The following is a 22,788-nucleotide window of genomic DNA, read 5'->3' on the forward strand; positions in this document are numbered from 1 at the left end:
TGCATGCAACGATCCTCAAAGTTACCGATAAGGTCATCACTAAGGTCATCGCTCTGGTAAGCCTGACTAGGATCCAGTTGCCTGTTCCTGGTGGGTTACTTAATGGGGGAGGGTTCTACCGTCGTTTCACTGGTCGCTTCTTGATGTCCATTCTGGGAAGAAGAGTCTGTCTGGGTTGGATCAAAGATGGGCATGGCGATCGTAACCGTCGTACCGTGTCCGACCCCAACACTGTGTAACCCAATGTGTCCTCCCATCATTTCCACCAGGTTACGAGAGATCGCTAACCCCAGCCCTGTCCCCTCAAACTTCCGAGTTGTCGTGCCATCCACCATGACAAAGGGGCGGAAAAGCTTATGCTGCTGGGCCGGTTCAATCCCAATTCCGGTGTCCTTAATGGCAACAATCACCCAGGGGCGAGAAGGAATACCGTTCATGCTGAGATGGGCATTTTGCCCCAGTTTTGATCCATCCGCCTGCGGAATCGAAGGCTCCACCGATACCTCCGTACGGACATCAATGGACACTCCCCCCTGATCGGTAAACTTGATTGCGTTGTAAATCACGTTCAGCAACACCTGCCGAATGCGGGACGGATCGGCCCGGATCAGGATGGGTTCTAGCATCTCGCTAATGGTTAACTTTAACCCTTTCTGCTGCGCCGAGACTGACTGAAGTTCGATCGCCTCCTTTAGCACCTGCCGCAAATCCAGGGTTTCAATGGATAGGGGCAACTTTTCCTCTTCAATACGTTGAATGTCCAGGATATCGTTAATAATTCGGAGCAAATGAATCGCCGCTTTGTCCGCCTGCTCTAAAAACTCTACTTCCTCCTCACGGGTATCGCAGCAGCCGTCCTTTACCAACCGAATACAGCCAATAATGCCGTTCAGCGGTGTCCGAAGTTCATGGGAGGTATTGGCCAAAAACTCACTCTTCAACTGATTGGCCACCTGCGCCTCTTGCCAAGCCGACTCCAACTCCTTCGCCCGTTCCTCCAGCCGTCCCACCATGCTATCCAGCACCTCGGATAAATGGTTCAACTCGCGGATGCGGAAGTTTTTGGGCACCTTTTGCTGAGGATCGCGTTTGTGGATACCCAGAGCATACTTACCCAGTTGTTCGATCGGCAGAGCCAGATCGCGGGCCATATAAAGCATGGCTAGTAGGTGGGCTGCCAGTAATCCTGCTGTGAGAATCAGCAGAATCTGAGTGATTTCTTCCAAGCCTTGCAGGGCACTATCTACCGAAGTCACCGACAACACTGCCCAGGTTTGAGTCGTTTCGGGAGCCGTTGGAATAGTGACAGGCGAAAATCCGGCAATCCACTCGGCGCCATCAAAATCGACAAAGCCATATAAATGGCGGGTTCCCGAAATCCCCTTCCCCACATTGCTGAGAATCTCCTGGAAGCGGTCTTCTCCGGGCTGCTGGGCGATGTTATGCCGAACTCGTTCTGCCACCGGATGGGCTAAAAACATCCCGTTTTCATCCACAATTACAGTGTAGCCCTGCAACATCCAGGGTTCTACCGTTTCCGTCTGAGTGACAACCGCCTGGGCCGTCAGGCTGTACCGCAGTACCCCACTGGGGTCGTAAACTGGAACAGAAACGACGAGGCTGAGCTGACTCATCATGTCCTGCTGGCTGGGCGGATTGATGCGGTTAATGCTTAAAGTACTTCTCTGGAGTCGATCGGCTGCTCCGACTTCCCGAAGTGGCTCCCAATTTTGGGCGGAAACAGGATCCAGCACTCGGTTGCCGCAGGTACTCGTAATCAACTGATTATTTTGCAGATCTCTCAACTGAAGGCACTGAACTTGGGTGGGCAGTTCAGGTTGCAGTTGGGTGAGTAGCACTCTAGAGGAGACGGGAGAGCCGTATTGGAGAGGAGCCGTTTCGCTGGCGATCGCCAAACCCGTTTGGAGGGCTTCAATAGAGTCTTTAATGGCCTCAGCCCGACGCACTGCACTTTGCTCCAGGTTCACTCGTGCCGTTCTGAGCAGGCTGGAACGAGCCTTACGAAAGGTCACTGCCATCCCCAAAAACAGAATCGGGATACTGAGTAGGAGAATCCGCAGGAGTAAAATACGGCGGAAGGAAGACTGACCAAACATAGCCATACAATTACTTAAGCGATGTAATACTCCATACGGAGATGATGAAAGATGGAGATGCGAACCTGGGCTGATTGGATTGATTGAAAAGAGTACTATCCACCTTAATACTCATTCACCTCAGTTAAGTGAGTCATCCGTACACAAAACCGTGTTCTTCAAGGTTTCTTTATCCACATAAAGTATGGATCAGAAAGTATGGATCAGATCCGCCCCCATATCACAGTTATACTGGCCATGAGTGCAGACGGTAAAATTACGGATGTAAACCGCTCTCCGGCCCGCTTTGGCTCTGCCGCTGACAAAGCTCATTTGGAAACCCAAATTGCTCGATCCGATGCGGTGTTGTTTGGCGCACAGACCCTACGAGCCTATGGCACGAGCCTGAGCATTACGAACCGAGCCCTGCTACAGCAACGCTCCCTGAATCAACAACCTCCTCAACCCACTCACATTGTTTGTTCTAGATCGGGCCAGCTATCTCCAGATTTGCCGTTCTTCCAGCAACCGATTCCTCGCTGGTTAATAACTGCTCCTGCTAGAGAACAATTCTGGCGCGATCGTCTGGAGTTCAGTCGCATTTTAACCCCTTTCACCGAGTCTGGCGCGATCGAGTGGTGTAGTGCCCTGACTCAGTTATCCCACCTGCGGATCCAAACCCTCCTGGTTATGGGAGGGGGGCAACTGATCGCCTCACTGCTGGCAAACCATTTCATTGATGAACTCTGGTTAACCGTCTGTCCGTTACTGCTGGGTGGCTCAGATGCACCAACCCCAGTAGAAGGGGCGGGATTTCCAGCCAGCCTCGCACCTCGACTGCACCTACTCTCAGTCGAAACGATCGAGCAGGAGGTATTTTTGCACTATGCCGTGCAGCGATAGGCTACCGTGTACACAGATCTTGACTGAGAGGCTCAAACCCTGATAGATCCCCCTAAATCCCCCTTAAAAAGGGGGACTTCTAATCCGGTTCCCTCCTGTTTAAGGAGGGTTAGGGAGGATCAAACCCAGTCGTGGCTAGAGCAGATGACTTGTGTGTACACCACCGTAGGCAGCGATAGGGGAGATGCAGCAAAGTAACATCCCCCTTAGGAACGCGGATTAAATAAAATCGAAAATTTAATCTCCAGAAGGGGCGCACAGCAGTGCGCCCGTACAGAAAAAATCGGAGTTATTTAATTTGCGTCCCTTAGGGGTACACAGCAGTGCGCCCTTACAGCCGATTTTTTCAAAAATTGGGATGCCATCTGATTGCCGATCCCCAGGTTCAGCAGCAGCAGTTTCGTTATTGCTTGATTTCTGCTGTTATTTCTAAAGAAGTTCCCTGCTTTCGGTCACACGCCTTTTATCTGCGTCAGGATAGATCCAGGAGAACACTAAGACGATCGCAGGTTAACCATGATTGAGCATGATGTGATTATTGTGGGAGGCGGACTGGCAGGCACACGGGCCGCTGTGGAAATTGTTAAAACGGATCCACGCCTGGATGTGGCGGTGGTTGCCAAAACTCACCCGATTCGATCGCACTCCGTCGCCGCACAGGGGGGGATTGCTGCCACCTTGAAAAACGTGGATGAGGCAGACACCTGGGAAGCTCATGCCTTCGATACTGTAAAGGGGTCTGACTTTTTGGCTGATCAGGATGCAGTGGAAATTCTGACGCGGGATGCTCCAAACGTGGTGATCGACCTGGAACACATGGGCGTATTGTTTTCCCGATTACCCAATGGTCGGATTGCCCAACGGGCCTTCGGGGGTCACTCCCACAAGCGCACCTGTTATGCAGCCGATAAAACGGGACACGCCATCCTGCACGAGCTGGTCAACAATCTGCGGCGGTATGGAGTCAAGATCTATGACGAATGGTACGTGATGCGCTTGATTCTGGAAGAAGGCCAGGCCAAGGGAGTCGTCATGTACCGAATTCGGGATGCCCGGGTGGAAGTGGTGCGGGCCAGGGCAGTGATGTTTGCCACGGGCGGTTACGGGCGGGTGTACAATACCACCTCCAATGATTACGCTTCTACGGGGGATGGCCTGTCCATGACGGCGGCGGCAGGACTGCCCCTGGAGGATATGGAATTTGTCCAGTTTCACCCAACGGGCTTGTATCCAGTGGGTGTCCTCATTTCCGAGGCAGTGCGCGGTGAAGGGGCGTACTTACTCAACAGCGAAGGGCGACGGTTTATGGAGGACTATGCCCCCAGCCGCATGGAGCTGGCTCCTAGAGACATTACCTCACGGGCGATCGTCCAGGAGATTCGGGCAGGACGTGGCATTCATCCCGATGGCAGTGCGGGAGGAGCCTATGTGCATCTGGATATCCGTCATTTAGGGAAGGAACAGATCATGAGCCGCATTCCTTTCTGCTGGGAAGAAGCCCATCGGCTGGTCGGTATTGACGCAGTTTATGAGCCGATTCCGGTGCGTCCTACCGTGCATTACTCCATGGGAGGCATTCCAGTCAACACCGACGGGCAGGTTCGTAGCAGTGCTGAGCACTTGGTGGAAGGGTTTTTCGCCGCAGGGGAGGCAGCCTGTGTGTCGGTACATGGTGCGAACCGACTGGGGAGTAATTCCCTGCTGGAATGCGTCGTGTATGGTCGCAGAACGGGCGCAACGATCGCCTATTACGTCCAGGGCCGCAAACTACCGGAAGTAGATGAGCAACACTACATCACGGAGGCGACCCAGCAGATTCAGGCTCTAATCGACCAATCTGGACAGTATCGATTAGCTCAAGTGCGTCAGGCATTTCAAGACTGTATGACGGAACATTGTGGTGTATTCCGCAGTGATGGAGTCATGCGTCAGGGTTTAGCTAAACTGCAGGAGATTAAACAGCAAGCCCAGCAGGTGTATCTGGATGATAAGAATAAAATTTGGAACACTGAATTGATTGAAGCCCTGGAACTACAAAGCTTACTGACGGTGGGTGAAGTGATCCTTGCCAGCGCATTAAACCGTCAGGAAAGCCGAGGCTCCCACTCCCGTGAAGACTTCCCCGATCGCAATGATACAGATTTTCTTAAGCATACGTTAGCCTATCATTCAGCGGCAGGCATTGAGATTCAGGAAATGCCCGTCGTCATCAGCCTGTTTGAGCCACAGGAACGAAAGTATTAAACCACTCATTTTTCGCATACCCCTCAAGAAACAACGCACGCTATTGACTCAATGAGTGATTAAAGAACACTGCTGCGGCAATCCAGAAAATGAGCCTCATTGTAAATTCATTTGTTCATAGTTTGAAATAATAACTAACAATTTTGACTGTTGTGCCTTGAGGCTCAGTCTTTACCGTTTGTCACCTCTGTCTTTACGTAAGCTTAAGAAAAGCTTGAATTCTCTTTTCTAAAAGCTTGAGAAATGTAATTGGAAAAGGCTAAGAAAAACGAAAATTTCTAAGCTATAGGCGATCGTTAGAAATAAGTTAGAGAGGTAGATTTATACCTGTCAAACTCCAAATGACAATTTTGCTGACGAGCTATAGTACCGTTAGCGTGACAGAACTATATGAAACAAACACAACGATATGTCCTAGTGTTGGGGCAAGACGCTAGAACGTTGCAAATGCTTGGGTCTTTGCTGGATCAGTTGAAATATCCAATGGTTGTCGCTGATTCCCTGGAGCAAGCGATGGTTCGAGCTAGCCAGACACCCCCCTTGATGATCATCCTGTCGGGTCATCAAAATTGGACGCAACCATTGATCAAAAGACTGCGAAATGTTGCGAATTCTTCTAACAAAATAACAATTGTTGCATTAACTGAATTTCATTCTCCCAGTTGGCTCCATCAGGACGAAAATCCAGGGGTTGATGGATTCTTGGTTAAACCGATCCAGAGCGACGTTTTGTTTTCCTTGCTGCAATCAGCTTGGGCCCGGCAGACCTACTGCACCTGATGTCTTTGCATTACGCTGACATTAAATTTTCCGTATCTATTCCCGTTGATCAAATAACCAAGCGATACCATTTTGGCGATCGTAAAGTTTGCTTAAAAATCGCCCTCTGAGTGCACTCATCCTGTCAGAGAAAACCGCCTGAAACACTAATTTGGTATAAAAAATAGTATAAGCACAATTCAGATAGAGCCTCAGCGTGTAGAAAAAGTGACTGGGGGATGAGAAGATTACGGCAATCCGACTTACCCACTTTCACCTCAGTATGCCTATGATAGGGGCAGCATTGTTTGTTACCCGCCAACGTCCGGTGAGCCGATCTGCCCATCTCAAACCCTATCCCTATGCAGCTTGCGCCGTTTTTTCCCCTCCTCCATAAAGTCCTTAAACCCACCTTCCCCGATTGCCTGTGGGTCGGCAATACCGCTTCACCCACGATCGCCCTCACCTTTGATGATGGCCCCCACTCCCAGCACACCCCCCTGCTGCTGGAGGTTCTCGATCGCCATCAGGTGCCTGCTAGTTTTTTCTGGTTGGGGATGTGTGTCCAACGATCGCCAGAGATCGCCCAGAGGATCTGGCAGAGCGGACACTGGATTGGGCTACACGGGTACACCCACCAATCCTTTACCCGGCTAACCACTCAGGAGTTGCAGCAAAACTTGACAAGAACTCAAGAGACGATCGCTCAGGTGTGCGAAGTTGATCTGGCCTATGTTCAGCAAAACATCCGAGATGTGCGTCCGCCCAATGGTTTGTTTACACCTCAAATCTTGCAAAATCTTCAACAGTGGAACTATCGCCCCGTGATGTGGAGCGTTGTTCCGGAAGATTGGGTGCGTCCGGGTGTGGATGTAGTCATCGAACGGGTGCTGAATCAGACCTGTAACGGTTCCCTCATCGTCCTTCACGATGGATATCACGGTGGTGAAGATGTGGCGGCAACGGTCGATCGATTAATCCCAACTCTACTAGAGCGGGGCTATCAGTTTGTCACCGTCGATCGGCTCTGGCAACAGCATACAGCGATCGCCGCTATGACGGCTCACCCAGCGCAGGTGAAACTCGTTAATAAAGGGAATGACGATTGAAAAATGACGAAAGGCGATCGGTCAAAATCTCACAACCCGCTTGAAATCTGAATCAACCTCTTCCCGTCAATTCACTCAACCTTGCCAGCGTTTGTGGCCCCGCCACTCCATCAACCCGCAATCCACAATCTCGCTGAAAGTCTATTACAGCCGCTTTAGTGATTGGCCCATAGTAACCCGTCAGCGGGCCGTGGAAATAACCTAACTGCTGCAACTGCTCTTGCAAACATCGCACATCGTCTCCACTGTCGCCAGGACGGAGCACCTTGCAGAAGGAATGGCTCGGAGTGGGGGCAGGAGTCGGATGAGAAGGGGCATCAACTCGCTTCACTGCCAGGGGATGCACTGCCGTGGGAGCCACCGGAACGAAAACCACCTGCTTGTGGGCATCCTGGTAGTCAAAAATGTAGAAAAAACCGCCACCCGCATAGTCTTTGTAGTAGGCACTGGCCGCTGCGGCTTCAGCAAAGGATAGACTTAACCCTCCCGCCATGATGCCCAGAAGCAGAATCGACCATTGGGACGGATTGAATGAAGTTTGCGCTGTTACCCCATTCTGAACGGGGAGCAGCAAAGCCTCATCACACTCTGATTCTTGATAGCTTTGCATTAAATGAAGATAAGCAAGGGATTCCATATCGCTCCGTCCTCAGGCATGAAGGTAAGTAGTGAAACACCTAATTTGGGCAGGGTAAAACTTTAGTTGATTATTATTCTACGAATAACATAATTTAGGCAAAGCTGCAATGTTTTGGTGATCATTCCTGGTAGTAAAGCGACGATCGAGCCTTTAGAAATTGGGCGTATCCCCTTGCGGCAAATGGGTCAATTTCCGTAGCGCAGGCATCTTGCCTGCCAGTGAACAATTCGTCATGCAAATGGGTCAATTTCCGTAGCGCAGGCATCTTGCCAGGGAGAGATGTGTCCTGCCAAGGCAAAACTGGACATCCAGTAGGATCCACTCTGGCAATAGCGTCAGTTCACCGTGCTACAGGGCAATAAAACGGTAAATGTTGTCCCTTTGTGCAGGACGCTTTCCACCTGAATCTGGCCCTGATGGTTTTCAACGATGATGCTGGCGATCGACAGCCCCAGTCCTGAGCCTGTGGTTGAGCCAGTCTGACCTGGTTGTAATCCAGCGTTACTGCGGGCTGGATCCACTCGATAGAACCGCTCAAAGATTTGCGGTAAAGCGTCGGGAGGAATGCCAATTCCAGTATCTTGAATTTGCACTTGCAGATAAGAGATTCCCTGATGCTTCACGCGCCGCAGGTTAATGTCTACTCGTCCTTGTGGGGTGTATTGAATGGCGTTACTAATCAGATTCGTAAACAATCGCCCTAACTGATCGGGATCGGCCTGCAGCAGATAGGGGGAAGACTTAGAATCTCCTGAGTTGGCAGATCCAGATCCTTCTGGACAATGCAATGACAGGGTTAAGGTTTTGTCCGCTGCGATCGTTTGCTGTTCTTCAATCACCTCAGCCAGCAGTGCTTCCAACTGCACCGGAGCCCGTTTGGGTGGCGTAATGCCGCTGTCCTGACGGGCTAAAAACAGCAAATCATCCACCAACCGTCCCAACCGCCGAGTCAAGCGTTCCACGACTCTGAGTTGGGCTTGCTGCAATTGCGGATCGGGATCGGCTAAAGCGACCTGAACGTTAGTTTGAATGATGGCGATCGGGTTACGTAATTCGTGGGAAGCGTCGGCGGTAAATTGTTTCAACCGCTGATAGGAATCCCGCACCGGAGCAATAGCTAATCCCGACAGCAACCAGCCGATCGCCGCCACCGCCCCGATCATCAATGCCGTTCCCAGGCTCAGATCTCGAATCAGTTGCCGACTGGGTTTCGTCACTTCAAACCAGGGATGACTGACCCGCAAATAGCCCAACGTTTGCTGATTCAGGATAACCTCACGAGTCACCTGACGCAGGGCAAAGGAGAGGGGAGTCAACTGCTCAATGATGTCTTGATCAGAATGAATCACCAACTTCCCATAAACCGTTTCCCCCTCACTGGGATGGAGCGGAATATCGAGGGGAGCTGAAAAAGTAGACCAGAGCAGATCGCCAGCCGGATTAAACCACTCCAGATCGATGTGATCATCCTCAACCGCTTCGGCATTATCGGCAAAGCTAGCTTCTAAATTCACGCGAAACCGTGGAAAATCTACCTCTGGCAAGCCTGATTCCACAGGCTCCACAATCAGCGATCGCTGCACCACCTCCACCACATGATTTAAGGTGTCGTCAATTCGCTCCACCAAAGTACTGCGCACGTATAGATAAAATCCGCTGGCAAACAGGAGCAGCAGCACAGCCGTAACGATGGTATACCAGAGCGCGAGGCGTTGACGGGTCGCCTGAAACATAGACAAAGCCAGGAAGAGATACCTCCATCCTAATACTCTCCTGTGAATCAATATCCTGTATTACCGAAATGAGCACCCCGGTTTCTGTAGTAGGAAGAGAGGCAAATAGTCGCAGAAACTTTGTTTTCATTCCAACCACGCCTCTGTTGTTCTATCCATGATGCACTTACAGAGTCGGCAATCCCTCATTGCTGCTCCGATTCACTATCTCATCCCTGTTGAACGCTCAATATTGATTTAACCTGTGCGAGGGTTCAGAAGGGATCTCATTCGTGTAGAGTTCATTCAAGCCCCTCTTATGATGAACACCATAAAATATTCTTCTGATCAAGCTCCGACCCAAGCAACCTCTTTTTTCAAGCAGGAGTCTGATAAAAATCATCGGAAACCTGGAGAAATTCCCATCCTTTTACAGGGAATTGTAGAAAGCTTAATTGATGGAATCATGCTGCTTTCGGAACAGGGTGAATTGGTTTTTGCCAACCGCCATGCCAACCGCATCTGCTATCAACTGACACAAAATCTATCGTGGCGAAATTCAGTGCCTCGGGAAATCTGGCGGAGTTGTAAAGCACTCATTCAAGGACGCAAAGAGTTTGCGGAAGAGGCGATCGTCATTGAAGATGAAATTAAAACTCAGGATAATGGATCGATTCGGCTACGAGTTCGCTGGTTAGCCCTGGATACAGCAGAATCTTATCTGTTTGTCACCCTGGAGGACTTGCAGCAATCCGCTCACCGTCGAGCGATCGCAGAAGCACAAAAGTATAGCTTAACAAAGCGAGAAGCCCAGGTCTGGCAACTCCGCCGAGCCGGGTATAGCCGCAAGGCGATCGCCGCCGAGCTATACATCAAAGAAGATACGGTTAAAAAGCACATCAAAAGTATTCTGGCGAAGCAGAATGATGCGGAATGGTTGGGCGAAAGCATCGCCAATTGACCTGAAGGAATGGGTATCTTTAACTTTCAGGGGTGTTCCAATCATGATCTTCCAGTACTGCTAAAACGGCTTTCGGCGATAATTTATCCTTAAACCAAATCATGGGTGCAGCGACATTGGTTAATTTAACGCCCGCTTTTTCCAAATTTAGCCGTTCTGAAATGGCCAAAATTAAATCATTTCGGCCAGACTGGCGCACCTGAGAAAACTTCTTGCGAAGATATTCGGGTCGCCAGTAACCGACAATTTCCAGTAATACCGATCGCCCATCGGGATGAACTAATCGAAAGTCTGGAATCATGACGCTTCCTGGAATTGGAATTAAATCCACCTCGCGTTCTAACCTCCATTCTGACTTACAGGCATCCCAGCGATCGACGAAGGATGCTTCCAGCATGCTGTCGTAGGGTTTACCCGGAGGATAATGGGTCACTAAACCGCAGTCAGCATTCAAGGTGAAGCGACGGTCTTTTTCTTGTTTAGAATAGCTATCCCGCAGGCGTAAATCTGCAATCAGGCTCCATTTCGTGACATGTAGTAAAGCAGGAATCAGTTTAGCAATGTCTAATCCATAGCGAGTGCTGGATTTAAACAGGCTGGTCGGGCCATCAATGGTAATGGTGAAACCATGATCTGCATCTCCCTCAATGTAAGCCATTAGCCCAAACAGCTTTAAGTAGCGAAACAGCAGCTTATATTCCCCTGGATCATTGCGATGGGCTGTAATCCGAATCTGGCTGGCTTTGTAAAATACACCCTGCACCTGAGAAACGTTGTAGCGATGGAGCAATGCGTCTGGAGTGGGTGCATTAAACTGAGTCAGAATTTTGTTTTCGTTCAAATCCGCATATAGCCCCGCCTGAATTTGTTCTGGCACTATCTCCCGTTCCAATTCCTGGCTCAACTGCTCCGCGATCGCTTTCATTGTGATTGGAGCCATCTGAGGCAAGGGAACCGACTGGGCCGATCGGGCAAACACTCGCTCCCGCAACAGTTGTGGCTCCAGGGGACTGACCACCTCAAAGGTGCTAAAGGTATCACTTTTGAGCAAATGCGCCAGCCCGCGCTTGATCCGATAATCCGTACTGGTTCCTTCGATCGCCTTCAGTTGACGCTCTAACTCCCCCTGCGTCTTGCCCTGACAGGTTTGAAACAGGGTGATTAACTCCGTGGCGATCGCCAGATTCCGTGGGTCAAGGGGCAATCGTTTGGGCGTAATTTCTTCACCGTTGTGCCGATGAATCAGCAAATCACTGGGGAGCATGATTGTACGATATTGCTTAACCTTGCCATACTACAGCAGCTGAGTTCTTGCAGCACTTTGGGGTGTTACAGAAGCACCAATCAGCTTGCGTTGCTACAGATACAAGATTGTTCGTAGTCCATCATCTATCTCCTCCCGCAAGTCGTTTGGGAGGGAACCGATCCGTTCAACCAGGAATGTTTTATCGACTGTGAGAATTTGAGACACATTAGCGACTCCTAAGAAACTAAAACTAATCCAGGGTTATAAGGCTTGATTGTCGCTGATTTGTTGACAGTTTCTTTCTCCCTGAAGGTGCGAAGCGCGTGGAATGCTAACGTTCCCCTTCAGCGGCGGCAAGTAACCTCCAACTCAGCACCGACGACTTGCGACCGTCCGCTGCAAGGGGATTGTTAGCTAGCATCTTAACAAGAAGATTTAATTGATCAATCAGTGTCCTGTTGAGCCAAATCCCCCCACTCCACGAGATGTAGAACTTAATTGACTGATTTCTTCAATCTCAACACGGATAACTGGTGCAATAACCATTTGAGCAATTTTCATACCTTGAGTTACTGTGAATGAACTGTTGCCATGATTGATCAGGATCACGCCAATTTCACCACGATAACCTTCATCCACTGTACCTGGTGTGTTGAGGACAGTAATTTGGTGCTTTAAAGCCAGTCCACTCCTCGGTCTAACTTGTGCTTCCGTATTGGGGGGCAACTCAATAGCTATACCAGTCCTAACAAGCCTACTCTCTCTGGCAGGAATTTCAATTTCTTCTACCGCAGCCAAATCTAAACCTGAATCAGTTGAGTGAGCATATTCCGGAATAGTTGCGGAGTCATGTAGCCTGAGTATCTTCAGTTTCATAGTCAAGAATCTTCCTAAATTTCCCACCAATCACTATTGGTCATTGCCTGGACTTGTTTATAGCATAATCAGTCCCTAAGACCACCCAAACAACTGCAAGTAATTCAACAAATTTACCTGTAACTACTGTAGCCGTCTCATACCAATTCTTCTGCCCAAATTTTGTTTCATTAACAGACAGAAAAATTTGTGCCGATATCGCTATCAATGTTGCAATAAGGGTTGACAACAACAACTTAGAGAACCAAGATCGTTGGTTTAAACTGGCTCGATTTTGCTTGATTGTCTTATAGTCTTGACACTCCTCCATCTTCATCTTTAAAGCTTCTTTATCACTCATGTAGTATCCGTACACAGGGTAAAGCAGAAAGAGTGAGCGATGTGAGGGTAAGTCTGCTAGGCTAAAACGCATGGAATCCCCGAATGCCTTTTTAAGCGAAATTTCAGCAGAGGACTGGGCCAACACACCGGAGAGTGTCAAGCAGTTGGTGCAGCGTCTATTGGAGCGTATTGAGGCATTAGAGGCAGGCCAGCAAGCGTTACAAGAGCAAATTCAGCGCAATTCCAAAAACTCCTCGCAACCGCCTTCGCAAGACCCTCCGAAGGGATTCAAGGCTACCCCGAAAAGAAAAGTGGGAAAGCGCGAGGCGGACAACCGGGACATCCGGGACATTCGCAGGAACTTTACCCGCCGGAACAATGTACGCGCATTGAGGATCACTACCCTGAGGTGTGTTGCGAATGTGGACATCGCTTGAGAGGGAAAGATGCCAATCCGCAACGGTGTCAGATCGTAGATTTGCCACCGTTACAACCGATTGTTTTGGAACATCGCTTTCATGCGTTGGAGTGCCCCCAGTGTGGGGTAAGCAGCCGTGCCTATGATGGCGAGATTGTGGATGGTTGTCGCTATGGGGAAAGGCTGTGTGCATTAGTCGCACTGTTGAGTGGAGAGTATCGTCAAAGTCACCGGATGGTGGTGCGGCTGTTGAGTGAATTGTTTGAGATTCCCATCTCCGTGGGCAGTGTCGGACGCTTGCGGCAACAGATGAGTGAAGCGATTGAGCAACCCGTCGAAGCGGTTCATCGCTATGTGCAGCAGCAACCCGTTGTTGGGATAGATGAAACGAGTTTGCCTCAGGGTAACGCCGATGGGAACAATGGCAAGGGGAAGCGAGGCTGGTTGTGGGTGATGGTAACCCCGTTGGTGTGCTATTTCCAGGTGGCGTTAAGCCGCTCTCAAGCCACCGCTCAAAGCATCTTAGGAACTGATTTTGCTGGGATTGTCAACAGCGACCGCTACAGTGCTTACAACTGGTTAAACTTGCAATGGCGACAATTGTGTTGGGCGCATCTGAAACGCGATTTCACCAAAATTGCCGAACGGGGTGGGGTGAGCCAGACCTTGGGAGAGCAACTTCTCCAACAGCAAGAGAAATTATTTGAGTTATGGCATCGGGTGCGAGATGGAACCTTAGCACGCCCCCAATGGATAGAAGCCGTAGCACCCATTCGACAACGGGTGAAAGCACTGTTGGAAGAAGGAGCGGCTTACCCAATTGGGACCAAAGAAAAGACACCTTTGGCAAAGACGGTGCGAACCTGTCAGCAGTTACTCAAAGTAGAACCTGCTTTATGGTTATTCGTCACAACCGTTGGAGTAGAGCCAACCAATAATGCAGCAGAACAGGCGATTCGTCCAGCAGTGTTGTGGCGACGGTGTAGCTATGGCTCCCAAAGTGAGGCAGGCAGTTTGTTTGTCGGACGAATGATGACGGTTGTAGCAACGCTGCGGCGGCAAAATCGCCATGTCCTCGATTATCTCACCGATGCTTGCTATGCCAAGCGTCGGGGCTTGCCTGCCCCTTCTTTACTTCCGCTTCCCGACCTACAGCGATCCTCCTGACTACCTTGCTAACCCTGTGTACGGATACAACGATTCCAACCCCGGCAGTTGGCTCCGCTCCACCACCATTGTCAGGCAATGCACGCTTAACTAGCCCGAGTTTCAATGCGACGGGAGCGAAGTTATACCGATTCTCAAAGCCGAACTACATAGAAACACTCCTATAAGGTGTTTTGCGAAACGCCCTTACGAGATTTATCGTTCTAATTTTGGGAACTGGTATTAACCGAATCCTATTGCTTTCTTAACCTAATAGCAGTTCTCTAGTTAACCTTTAAGTGCGACTCTAGTATCTCGGACGCACTGTTTGGCATTAATTGCTATTTTCTTCAATACCGATGTCAAACAGTCTGAGCCAGTCGCAAGGATTTTTAGCTTCTTACGACACATTGTGCGATACATCCAGTTCCCTGGGTTTATTTCATTCCATTCTGAGGTAAGGAGAGGCATCGATCGCAGGTTCAGGGAATTTATAACGTACCGAAATGGATTGAATCATTCTGCTCGATCGCATCGACTTAGAGCATTGAATTCGCAGCACTTTTTCACCCTGCACTTTCAAATTTAGCCACTTAATTTTGGCTGACATTTTGCTGTGAATTGTAGTCTCAATCGCAACAAGTCCACTGAGTTGGGCTTGACAGAATTTGCTGCTTAAAAACAGGTCAAAACTACCACTGTGAGGATCTATGGCAAACACAAATAGCGTTATTTTCATTCACCCGGACGGAACCAGTCCTTCCCACTATGCAGCAGCGCGCTTTGTGCATTATGGCCCCGATGGTCGCCTGAACTGGGATCAAATGACCAACGCGGGTGTCTATTTGGGACACATGAAAGACCAGCTAACGGGCACATCGAATGCAGGGGCGGTAACGCACGCCTTTGGAGTGAAGGCCTATGCAGGGTCGTATGGTCTGGACGAAAACGGTGAACCGATCGAGTCTCTGTCGGGACAGGCAGGGATTAGCATCATGGAAGAGGCGATCGCGGCGGGAAAGGGAACCGCTGTCATCAACTCTGGGTTTATTGCTGAGCCGGGAACGGGGGCATTTTTGGCGGAAGTGGAAAGCCGCAGCGATGTCACGGGTATTACAGCCCAGGTGGTGGAGTCTGGAGTGGACATCATCCTGGGGGGTGGTGAGATTCATTACCTGCCCGTTGGAACGGTGGGTCGCTTTGGCGAAGCAGGAGTTCGGGAAGATGGTCGAAATTTGATCGAAGAAGCTGAAGCGGCTGGATATACCGTGGTTTACACCCTGGAGGAACTGCAAAGCTTACCGGCTGGTACGGAAAAGGTGTTAGGGATCTTTGCGGCAGAGGATACCTACAACGACACGACGGAGGAAAACCTTGCCGAACAGGGGTTAGGGCTGTACGGGCAACCGGGCAACGAAAACCCGCCGACAGTGGCGCAAATGTTGGAGAAGGCGATCGAAATTCTCTCCAGCAATCCCAATGGCTTCTTCATCGTTCTGGAAGAAGAGGGTACGGACAACTTTGCCAACAACAATAATGCGGCCGGGACGATCGAAGCTGCGAAACGGGCGGATGATGCGATCGGCGTGGCGATCGATTATGTCAATAACGTGAATCCCAACACCTTAATCATTACGGCGGCTGACAGTGATGCAGGTGGTTTAGAAGTCCGTGAGCCGGTAGCGGCGGATGAACCTGTGGGCACCGTAGCTAATAACCCAATTCGCAATATCGGTATTGAGAATCCGCTGGATGGCACGGAAGGACTGGGCACAGCCCCTTTTGTTTCTGCTCCTGCTGCCAATGGCAACATCTATCCGTTTGCAGTGGGTTGGGCAACGACCGCTGATGTTCCGGGCAGCATTGTCTCAAAGACCTACGGACTGAATGCAGAAAAATTACCCAGCACGCTGGACAACACCGAAATTTATCGGTTGATGTATCAGACCCTGTTTGATGAGGAATTGCCATCTCCAGTTCCGGCTCCGGCTCCCACTCCCGCACCCGCAGCAACCCAGGATACGGGGAACGTGATCTTTATTCACCCCGATGGTGCCAGCCCTTCCCACTATGGAGCGGCCCGCTTTGTGCATTATGGCCCGGATGGTCGCCTGAACTGGGACATGATGAGCAATGCAGGTGTTTACCTGGGACATATGGAAGATCAGTTAACGGGCACGTCCAATGCGGGTGCGGTAACTCACGCCTTTGGGGTGAAGGCTCCGGCGGGTTCCTATGGTCTGGATGCAGACGGCAATCCGGTGACATCGGCATCCGGTCAAGCTGGAGTTTCAATTCTAGAAGAGGCGATCGCGGCGGGTAAAGCTACTGCGGTGATCAACTCTGGAATCATTGCCGAACCCGGAACGGGAGCATTTTTGGCGGAAGTAGAAAACCGTAGCGATGTCACGGGCATCACGGCACAGATTGTGGAATCAGGAGTCAGTGTGATTCTGGGAGGGGGTGAAATTCACTATCTGCCGACCGGAACAGTCGGTCGCTTTGGCGAAGCGGGCATTCGGGAGGATGGCCGCAACCTGATTGAAGAAGCTACAGCCGCAGGGTACACCGTAGTGTATACCCTGGAGGAGTTGCAAAACTTGCCAGCAGGAACAGAAAAGGTACTGGGCATTTTTGCAGCGGAGGATACCTACAACGACACGACAGAAGGCAACCTGTTCGCCAACGACCTGCCCCTCTATGGTCAACCCGGCAACGAAAATCCGCCCACAGTGGCGCAAATGCTGGAAGCAGCACTGGGCATTGTCTCTCAAGATCCCGATGGTTTCATGGTGGTCTTGGAGGAGGAAGGCACAGACAACTTTGCCAATAACAACAATGCGGTGGGGACGATCGAAGCTGCGAAACGGGCCGATGATGCGATCGGCGTGGCAATGAATTTTATTAACAACCAGGATCCCAACACCTTACTGATTACGGCGGCGGATAGCGATGCCGGCGGTCTGGAAGTGCGCGATCCGCTGGATGCAGATGAACCTGTGGGTGTGACTTCTGTTAACCCCACGACGAGACGCGGCACCGAATTAATTCTAGATGGCACCCAGGGGGGAAATACGGCTCCCTTTCTCTCAGCTCCAGATGCCAACGGTACCACCTATCCATTTGCGATAAGTTGGGTGGGAACTCCTGATTTTCCCGGCAGTATTGTTTCCAAAACCTACGGGATGAATGCAGACTTGCTGCCCAGTACGCTGGACAACACTGAAATCTATAAGCTCATGTATCAGACGTTGTTTGGCATTGATGTGGATGCAGATCACGGTGACACTCCAACGTCTACTCTTGTTGGCTTTGCCTCGCTGCCGGCGGATACCTTTGCTGAGGGGCCTCCGGCAGGTGGGGATGATGGTACAGGTCAGCCCATCTCGGCAAACGATCGCACTGGCCCCTTTGAAGGACAACCGATTCAGGGCTTTAGTGGCGTGCAGTTTGCCCCAGGCAGTGATGGTTCTACCTTCTGGTTCCTATCGGATAATGGCTTTGGCTCCAAGGTCAACAGTGCCGATTACCTGCTGCGGCTCTATCAGGCGAAACCGGATTTTGCAACCAATGCCGTCGAAGTGGAAGGGTTTGTGCAACTCTCTGATCCCAATAACCTGATTCCGTTTGAAATTCAAAATGAAGGTACTGAAGATCGGTTGTTGACCGGAGCCGATTTTGACCCCGAATCCTTTGTCCTGGCTGCCGATGGCACAATTTGGGTGGGTGAAGAATTTGGCCCGTATCTACTGCATTTCAGTGCCGAGGGTGAATTGCTAGAAGCACCCATTGCGACACCCAATCTCCTGAATCTGAACACGCTGAATGGACAAGATCCACTGGTGCTTGCCCATCGGGGTGCCAGCGGTGAACGTCCTGAACATACTCTGGAAGCGTATCAACTGGCGATCGAGCAAGGGGCAGATTTCATTGAGCCAGATTTAGTTTCCACCAAAGATGGTGTGCTGATTGCTCGTCATGAAAATGCATTGGCTACGGTAGAACTGGACGAGGACGGAAATATCGTTCGCGATGAAAACGGCAAGCCGATCGTTACCTCCGAAACGACGAATGTAGCGGAGTTGGAGAAGTTTGCCGATCGCCTCACTGTTAAATCCATTGATGGAGATCTCTACGGTGGCTGGTTTTCGGAAGATTTTACCCTGGCAGAAATCAAAGAACTGCGATCGAGAGAGCGAATTCCCAACGTTCGTCCTGGTAATACCGAGTTCAATGATCAGTTTGAAATTCCAACCCTGGCTGAAATCATTGATTTAGTCAAGCAAGTAGAGGCAGAAACCGGGAAACAGATTGGCATCTACCCCGAAACCAAGCACCCTACTTTCTTTGCCAAAGAGGGCACCTTCCTGGATGGAACGCCGATCAACATTTCCCTCGGACAAATCCTGATTGATACGCTGGTAGAAAACGAGTTCACTGATGCCGATCGCCTCTTCATCCAGTCGTTTGAGATTGAGAATCTGCTGGAGTTGCAGAACGAAATCATGCCAGCGGCGGGAATTGATATTCCCCTAGTGCAACTCACTGGAGATTTCACCAACACGCAAGGTAGTTTCTCGGCTCCCTATGATGTGGTCTACAACTTCCAGGAGGGCAACGCCAACGCCAACCCAGAGGTTTATGCAGACTTTCCGATCGGATTTGGTGCAGACACCGACTACGGTGATCTGGCCAACCCAGAGGTGCTCAACTACATTGGGCAAGCCTACGCTGAGGGACTGGGCCCCTGGAAAAATAGCTTCTTGCTACGAGAGGCGATCGATACTCCCGTGGATGGCAATGGTGACGGCATTGCTGAAATCAGCACCCAGCTAACCGGGGAAGTGTTGCCCCTGATTACCTGGGCCCATGCTGCGGGAATGCAAGTTCATCCCTACACCTTCCGCAATGAAGAACGCTTCCTGACCCTTAATCCGGACGGCACACCGCAAACGCCTGAACAAGAGATTGAGCAGGTAATTCGCTTGGGGGCAGATGGCTTCTTCACCGACTTTCCGGCAACGGGTGATCTTGTGCGCGATCAGATTACTGCGGATGAGGTGCGCTCTCCCGACAACCCGGAGGTTCTGGCAGGGAATGAAGTGGCAAACTTGCCGCGATCGCGGGGTTTTGAAGGTATGGCGATCAGTCCCGATGGTAGTAAGTTGTATCCTGTCCTGGAAGGCACCGTAACGGGTGATCCCAAAGGGGCAGTCCGCATCTATGAATTTGATGTGGCATCTAAGGCATATCAGGGGCTGGTCGGCTACTATCAACTGGAGGATGCCAGCCATGCGATCGGGGAGTTCACTGTTGTCAATGACAATGAATACCTGATCATTGAGCGAGATAGCCTCCAGGCAGACGAAGCCGCCTTCAAGCAAATTTTCAAGGTGGATATTTCCCAGGTGGATGAGAGCGGTTTTGTCGAAAAGGAGCTAGTAGCTGATTTGCTCAACATCAGCGATCCAGACGACCTGACGGGAGACGGCAGCAATACTTTTCGCTTCCCCTTCGTCACAGTTGAAAGCGTACTGGTGCTGGATGAAAACACATTGCTGGTTGCCAACGACAACAACTATCCTTTCTCAGTCGGTCGTCCGCCTGAAATTGACAACAACGAGATTATTAAAATTGAGTTGGGTCAATCGCTCAATTTAGCAGAAGGGGTGGGCATTGCCGGATTGAACGCCATTACGGCTCTCCTGGGAGTAGCTACCTCGGTCGCGCCTTAGAGTCTGTTTGAGGAGGGATGGCCAAACGTTAAGAGGTTGAATATGTTGTTCAACATAACTTACGAAACAGGCTATCCCTCAACTCAAGCGTAGTGAAATTGAAGCAGGATGCGTTCGCCCCTAACCCAGGATGCATCGGGGGAACGCTCCGCGCCATTGGGCAGCTTAAACCCCGTTGAAGAATCAAATGATAGCCCTGTGTTGTCTTCGTCTGTCCAGTTACCCAGACGTTGGGTTAGCCTGCGATTGCGATCGCCTGTTTCTCCGCCGGTAGGTGATATAACGATGAGTTCTCCGGCTGCGGTGCGCTCAAATTTCACATCGGGGTTCGCTCGACACAGTTCATAAAACGCCTCATCAGTGAGATCAAACAGGTTTTTTAAGCTGATGGTAATGGCTGTCATTTCAACCTCCAGCAGGTTGGGCGATCTCGATCGCCTCACGCATTAACTGAAGATCATCAAAAGGAATTGAACCAGCAAAACGCAACAATTGCTGCCCTGGTGTACCTCGAACTTCCGCTTTTACCAGCGATCGCACAAATTCGAGCACCTGCCTTTGCACAGGCTGAGGCAGGACTTTCAACTGTTCAACAACCTCGTCGATGGTAGGAATACTCATATCGCCCTCCTTTTTACCATCCTACACCGCTTACTCAGAGAGCGGTAGAAGAGCAGTGTTTCATGCTGACTAAGGGGTACAGGGATTGCCTTCTTCGGGAACTCCAGCCGCATAACGATTGAGATGAGCCGCCGCAGATAACCTCTGATTCTCACAGATAACCTCTCGGCGGTCGGCTCAGAGGCTATGTTATGCCGCCGCGTTCGGCTTTGCCGTCTCGCAGAGAATCGCCCTCACTGCTTTTAAGCGTCAATCTCAATGTTTTCATAGAGGGCAATGATTTCGATTTGAGCTTCAAACGCACTCAAGGACAACGTAACATTTGGATCATCATATTCTGATAACAGCCATTGATTAGCAGCCGTTTTGATGTAGTGTTCTACATGAATTTGGTACTGATCAATGAGGAGATATTCTCGGAAGCTTTCAATGGTGCGGTAAGCAGAAAACTTTTCGCCGTGATCATAATCTTGGGTTGATTTGGACAGTACTTCAGCAATGAAGCAGGGATTGGTCACGGTGTCGGTACGCCCGGTTTGAAGCTGTAAAGGTTTTTCGACAACCATCAGATCGGGATAGGTGTAAAGATTGCGATTTCCCTTTGGGGAGGCTCCGCCACCGGGAATCCACAGCCGTTGATCGGCTCCAAAAATCCGGTAGGGCTTGCCTCGCAAAGCAGATTTGAGCAGGGTTGCAAGATTAATTGCTATTTCGTTGTGGTCAGGTGTGCCTCCCGTCATGAGTCGAATTTCTCCGTTTATATATTCATGGCGTTCCTCCGAAGCCGTTTCAAACTCCAGATATTCTTCACGGGTATAGGTGCGTTGCTCAAGTGCTTGTGACATGGTGTCTTCAACCTCCCTGGTGCTCAACGGTATCGGGCATTTGCTGAATGATTTCCATCGTGCGAACGCTGACGGTGCAGACTCGCTGTAGCAGGTCGATGACGTGTTCTTTGTAGTCCGCAAACTCGTAAGTGTTGAAAAGTTTGGCGATCGTTGGGTCTTTGGGTTTCTTCTCTTTGTAATGGAGAACGGCGTAGGTGTAGTGGAAGATGTCAAGTTTAGTGATATCTCTCTGAGGCAGTGGAAAAATGCTTGGCAATTGATAAGTCATTCCATTGAAATTTTTGTCGAAATAAAGATACTGCTTGGCATAAGGACGGCAGCAACTCTTGACAATTCTTTCCTCTTCAAACGTTTTTTTAATTTTTCGCTCTAAATATTTTTCAAGCTCCCGATCCCACTTAATATCTAATTCTCGTCGAGAACCATCTTTCAGTCGTTCTTGATAGACCTCCACGAAATATTTCATCCGCTCAATCAAAGCTTCTTTTGAGAAATCATAAACCCATTCATCCCGTTGAGTTGCAACGCCTCTTGAAAAAAGCTGAAAAACAGCTTCCTGCGATTTTCCTGCCTTCACCCCCTTATCAATCAACGGCAAAAAGCTATCAAAATCGTTATCGGTTAAATTAATCCAATTTGCCTTCTGATCCGGCGTAATGTGGTCAAAGGGAATCTGCTCAAACCGTGTCCGCTCAAACCAGGTGAGCTTTTCTTCCTTGGTTTGTTCATCCTGCAAAGTAAAGTAAAAAATTTTCGCCTTGCTCATGTCCACACTCGTTCAATCGGATACAAGTTAAATTTCTCATCACTACTCAAGATAGGTAAGGAATAGTTAATGGATTGAGCAACCAAAATACGATCAAAGGGATCGCGATGCTTATTCAGTAGGGGTAGACTCATGTAGGTGCCAAGATCTGCTGTATTGATCGGCAAAATTTCTATATTCAGGAACTCAAGCCGGATCAGAAGTTGACTAAACGATGAAGTGATTTGGAGCTTGCTGACATTCAGCTTGATGGCAATTTCCCACAGGCTGGCAATACTGAAAAACATATCCTTCCTAGGATCTAAAATCACCTTAGATTTATCGCTGAGTCTGGAATCTGACTCAACATACCAAAGGACAGCATGAGTATCTAAAAGGATTGACATA

At 50.0% G+C, this 22,788-nt stretch carries 17 protein-coding genes and 4 pseudogenes; 7 read left to right on the plus strand and 14 right to left on the minus strand.

Translation table 11 applies throughout. From position 1 onward, the window contains the following. Positions 1-95: 95 nt before the first annotated feature. A complete protein-coding gene (locus ACM1PF_RS08280; RefSeq protein ID WP_416673945.1) occupies positions 96-2,123 on the minus strand; it encodes a sensor histidine kinase in 2,028 nt (675 codons plus the stop codon). Between the two features lie 192 nt (positions 2,124-2,315). Between ACM1PF_RS08280 and ACM1PF_RS08285 the strand changes: the two genes are divergently transcribed. From ACM1PF_RS08285 to ACM1PF_RS08300, 4 genes are all read left to right on the plus strand, one after another. Beyond that, complete coding sequence (locus ACM1PF_RS08285) at positions 2,316-2,999, plus strand: RibD family protein (RefSeq protein WP_416673947.1); 684 nt, start codon at positions 2,316-2,318, stop codon at positions 2,997-2,999. A 516-nt stretch (positions 3,000-3,515) separates the two neighbouring features. After that, positions 3,516-5,243 carry a succinate dehydrogenase/fumarate reductase flavoprotein subunit gene (locus tag ACM1PF_RS08290; protein WP_416673948.1) on the plus strand — a complete coding sequence of 576 codons (1,728 nt, stop codon included), beginning with the start codon at positions 3,516-3,518 and terminating at the stop codon, positions 5,241-5,243. 390 nt (positions 5,244-5,633) lie between these two features. Then, positions 5,634-6,023: a response regulator gene (locus tag ACM1PF_RS08295; RefSeq protein WP_416673950.1), complete on the plus strand. Its 390-nt coding sequence runs from the start codon at positions 5,634-5,636 to the stop codon at positions 6,021-6,023. Between the two features lie 341 nt (positions 6,024-6,364). Further along, positions 6,365-7,111, plus strand: coding sequence for a polysaccharide deacetylase family protein (locus tag ACM1PF_RS08300; protein WP_416673952.1), 747 nt, complete (start codon positions 6,365-6,367; stop codon positions 7,109-7,111). Positions 7,112-7,163: 52 nt separating this feature from the next. Here ACM1PF_RS08300 and ACM1PF_RS08305 read toward each other — a convergent pair whose 3' ends face one another. The 3 genes from ACM1PF_RS08305 to ACM1PF_RS08315 form a co-directional block, all read right to left on the minus strand. Continuing rightward, positions 7,164-7,748: a peptidoglycan-binding domain-containing protein gene (locus tag ACM1PF_RS08305; protein ID WP_416673953.1), complete on the minus strand. Its 585-nt coding sequence runs from the start codon at positions 7,746-7,748 to the stop codon at positions 7,164-7,166. Between the two features lie 121 nt (positions 7,749-7,869). Continuing rightward, positions 7,870-8,016 carry a hypothetical protein gene (locus ACM1PF_RS08310; RefSeq protein ID WP_416673955.1) on the minus strand — a complete coding sequence of 49 codons (147 nt, stop codon included), beginning with the start codon at positions 8,014-8,016 and terminating at the stop codon, positions 7,870-7,872. A 70-nt stretch (positions 8,017-8,086) separates the two neighbouring features. Beyond that, positions 8,087-9,484, minus strand: coding sequence for a sensor histidine kinase (locus ACM1PF_RS08315; RefSeq protein WP_416673956.1), 1,398 nt, complete (start codon positions 9,482-9,484; stop codon positions 8,087-8,089). Between the two features lie 298 nt (positions 9,485-9,782). Here ACM1PF_RS08315 and ACM1PF_RS08320 point away from each other — a divergent pair, with 298 nt between their 5' ends. Continuing rightward, on the plus strand, positions 9,783-10,424 hold the full coding sequence (locus ACM1PF_RS08320) for a LuxR C-terminal-related transcriptional regulator (RefSeq protein WP_416673958.1): 642 nt from the start codon (positions 9,783-9,785) through the stop codon (positions 10,422-10,424). Positions 10,425-10,443: 19 nt separating this feature from the next. On the opposite strand, the gene ACM1PF_RS08325 is transcribed toward ACM1PF_RS08320, so the two are convergent. The 4 genes and pseudogenes from ACM1PF_RS08325 to ACM1PF_RS08340 all read right to left on the minus strand — a co-directional run bounded on the left by ACM1PF_RS08325 (position 10,444) and on the right by ACM1PF_RS08340 (position 12,886). Beyond that, the gene (locus ACM1PF_RS08325) at positions 10,444-11,688 is read right to left on the minus strand and encodes a DUF790 family protein (protein WP_416673960.1); all 1,245 of its coding nucleotides are present in this window, start codon (positions 11,686-11,688) and stop codon (positions 10,444-10,446) included. A 93-nt stretch (positions 11,689-11,781) separates the two neighbouring features. Continuing rightward, a pseudogene (locus ACM1PF_RS08330) lies at positions 11,782-11,904 on the minus strand (type II toxin-antitoxin system PemK/MazF family toxin); the annotation flags it as partial. A 213-nt stretch (positions 11,905-12,117) separates the two neighbouring features. Next, positions 12,118-12,546 (minus strand): dUTP diphosphatase, encoded by a 429-nt coding sequence (gene dut, locus ACM1PF_RS08335; protein ID WP_416673962.1) that lies wholly within the window; start codon positions 12,544-12,546, stop codon positions 12,118-12,120. A gap of 40 nt (positions 12,547-12,586) precedes the next feature. Beyond that, entirely contained in the window at positions 12,587-12,886 is a 300-nt protein-coding gene (locus tag ACM1PF_RS08340) for a hypothetical protein (protein ID WP_416673963.1), read from the minus strand. 70 nt (positions 12,887-12,956) lie between these two features. Here ACM1PF_RS08340 and tnpC point away from each other — a divergent pair. Next, positions 12,957-14,452: pseudogene (gene tnpC, locus ACM1PF_RS08345) on the plus strand (IS66 family transposase). A 421-nt stretch (positions 14,453-14,873) separates the two neighbouring features. Here the strand turns inward: tnpC and ACM1PF_RS08350 are convergent. Beyond that, positions 14,874-15,041 (minus strand): hypothetical protein, encoded by a 168-nt coding sequence (locus ACM1PF_RS08350; protein ID WP_416673964.1) that lies wholly within the window; start codon positions 15,039-15,041, stop codon positions 14,874-14,876. 100 nt (positions 15,042-15,141) lie between these two features. Between ACM1PF_RS08350 and ACM1PF_RS08355 the strand changes: the two genes are divergently transcribed. Continuing rightward, complete coding sequence (locus ACM1PF_RS08355) at positions 15,142-20,166, plus strand: alkaline phosphatase (protein WP_416673966.1); 5,025 nt, start codon at positions 15,142-15,144, stop codon at positions 20,164-20,166. A 110-nt stretch (positions 20,167-20,276) separates the two neighbouring features. Here the strand turns inward: ACM1PF_RS08355 and ACM1PF_RS08360 are convergent. The 5 genes and pseudogenes from ACM1PF_RS08360 to ACM1PF_RS08380 form a co-directional block, all read right to left on the minus strand. Beyond that, positions 20,277-20,570 (minus strand): annotated as a pseudogene (locus ACM1PF_RS08360) (Uma2 family endonuclease); the annotation flags it as partial. A gap of 1 nt (position 20,571) precedes the next feature. Continuing rightward, a complete protein-coding gene (locus tag ACM1PF_RS08365; protein WP_416673968.1) occupies positions 20,572-20,787 on the minus strand; it encodes a hypothetical protein in 216 nt (71 codons plus the stop codon). A gap of 242 nt (positions 20,788-21,029) precedes the next feature. Further along, complete coding sequence (locus tag ACM1PF_RS08370; protein WP_416673969.1) at positions 21,030-21,632, minus strand: Uma2 family endonuclease; 603 nt, start codon at positions 21,630-21,632, stop codon at positions 21,030-21,032. Positions 21,633-21,639: 7 nt separating this feature from the next. After that, positions 21,640-22,302, minus strand: a pseudogene (locus ACM1PF_RS08375) (type ISP restriction/modification enzyme); the annotation flags it as partial. Positions 22,303-22,397: 95 nt separating this feature from the next. Next, the gene (locus tag ACM1PF_RS08380; RefSeq protein ID WP_416673970.1) at positions 22,398-22,787 is read right to left on the minus strand and encodes a type II toxin-antitoxin system VapC family toxin; all 390 of its coding nucleotides are present in this window, start codon (positions 22,785-22,787) and stop codon (positions 22,398-22,400) included. Position 22,788 lies beyond the last annotated feature (1 nt).

Origin of the sequence: Egbenema bharatensis FJBBOT/2019, assembly GCF_048077055.1 — a bacterium.
Classification (GTDB): domain Bacteria; phylum Cyanobacteriota; class Cyanobacteriia; order Elainellales; family Elainellaceae; genus Egbenema; species Egbenema bharatensis.

Coding starts and splice junctions, on each gene's coding strand:
- ACM1PF_RS08280 (WP_416673945.1), bottom strand. CDS start 2,123: ATGGCTATGTTTGGTCAGTCTTCCTTCCGCCGTATTTTACTCCTGCGG.
- ACM1PF_RS08285 (WP_416673947.1), top strand. CDS start 2,316: ATGGATCAGATCCGCCCCCATATCACAGTTATACTGGCCATGAGTGCA.
- ACM1PF_RS08290 (WP_416673948.1), top strand. CDS start 3,516: ATGATTGAGCATGATGTGATTATTGTGGGAGGCGGACTGGCAGGCACA.
- ACM1PF_RS08295 (WP_416673950.1), top strand. CDS start 5,634: ATGAAACAAACACAACGATATGTCCTAGTGTTGGGGCAAGACGCTAGA.
- ACM1PF_RS08300 (WP_416673952.1), top strand. CDS start 6,365: ATGCAGCTTGCGCCGTTTTTTCCCCTCCTCCATAAAGTCCTTAAACCC.
- ACM1PF_RS08305 (WP_416673953.1), bottom strand. CDS start 7,748: ATGGAATCCCTTGCTTATCTTCATTTAATGCAAAGCTATCAAGAATCA.
- ACM1PF_RS08310 (WP_416673955.1), bottom strand. CDS start 8,016: ATGCCTGCGCTACGGAAATTGACCCATTTGCATGACGAATTGTTCACT.
- ACM1PF_RS08315 (WP_416673956.1), bottom strand. CDS start 9,484: ATGTTTCAGGCGACCCGTCAACGCCTCGCGCTCTGGTATACCATCGTT.
- ACM1PF_RS08320 (WP_416673958.1), top strand. CDS start 9,783: ATGATGAACACCATAAAATATTCTTCTGATCAAGCTCCGACCCAAGCA.
- ACM1PF_RS08325 (WP_416673960.1), bottom strand. CDS start 11,688: ATGCTCCCCAGTGATTTGCTGATTCATCGGCACAACGGTGAAGAAATT.
- dut (WP_416673962.1), bottom strand. CDS start 12,546: ATGAAACTGAAGATACTCAGGCTACATGACTCCGCAACTATTCCGGAA.
- ACM1PF_RS08340 (WP_416673963.1), bottom strand. CDS start 12,886: ATGAGTGATAAAGAAGCTTTAAAGATGAAGATGGAGGAGTGTCAAGAC.
- ACM1PF_RS08350 (WP_416673964.1), bottom strand. CDS start 15,041: ATGTCAGCCAAAATTAAGTGGCTAAATTTGAAAGTGCAGGGTGAAAAA.
- ACM1PF_RS08355 (WP_416673966.1), top strand. CDS start 15,142: ATGGCAAACACAAATAGCGTTATTTTCATTCACCCGGACGGAACCAGT.
- ACM1PF_RS08365 (WP_416673968.1), bottom strand. CDS start 20,787: ATGAGTATTCCTACCATCGACGAGGTTGTTGAACAGTTGAAAGTCCTG.
- ACM1PF_RS08370 (WP_416673969.1), bottom strand. CDS start 21,632: ATGTCACAAGCACTTGAGCAACGCACCTATACCCGTGAAGAATATCTG.
- ACM1PF_RS08380 (WP_416673970.1), bottom strand. CDS start 22,787: ATGTCAATCCTTTTAGATACTCATGCTGTCCTTTGGTATGTTGAGTCA.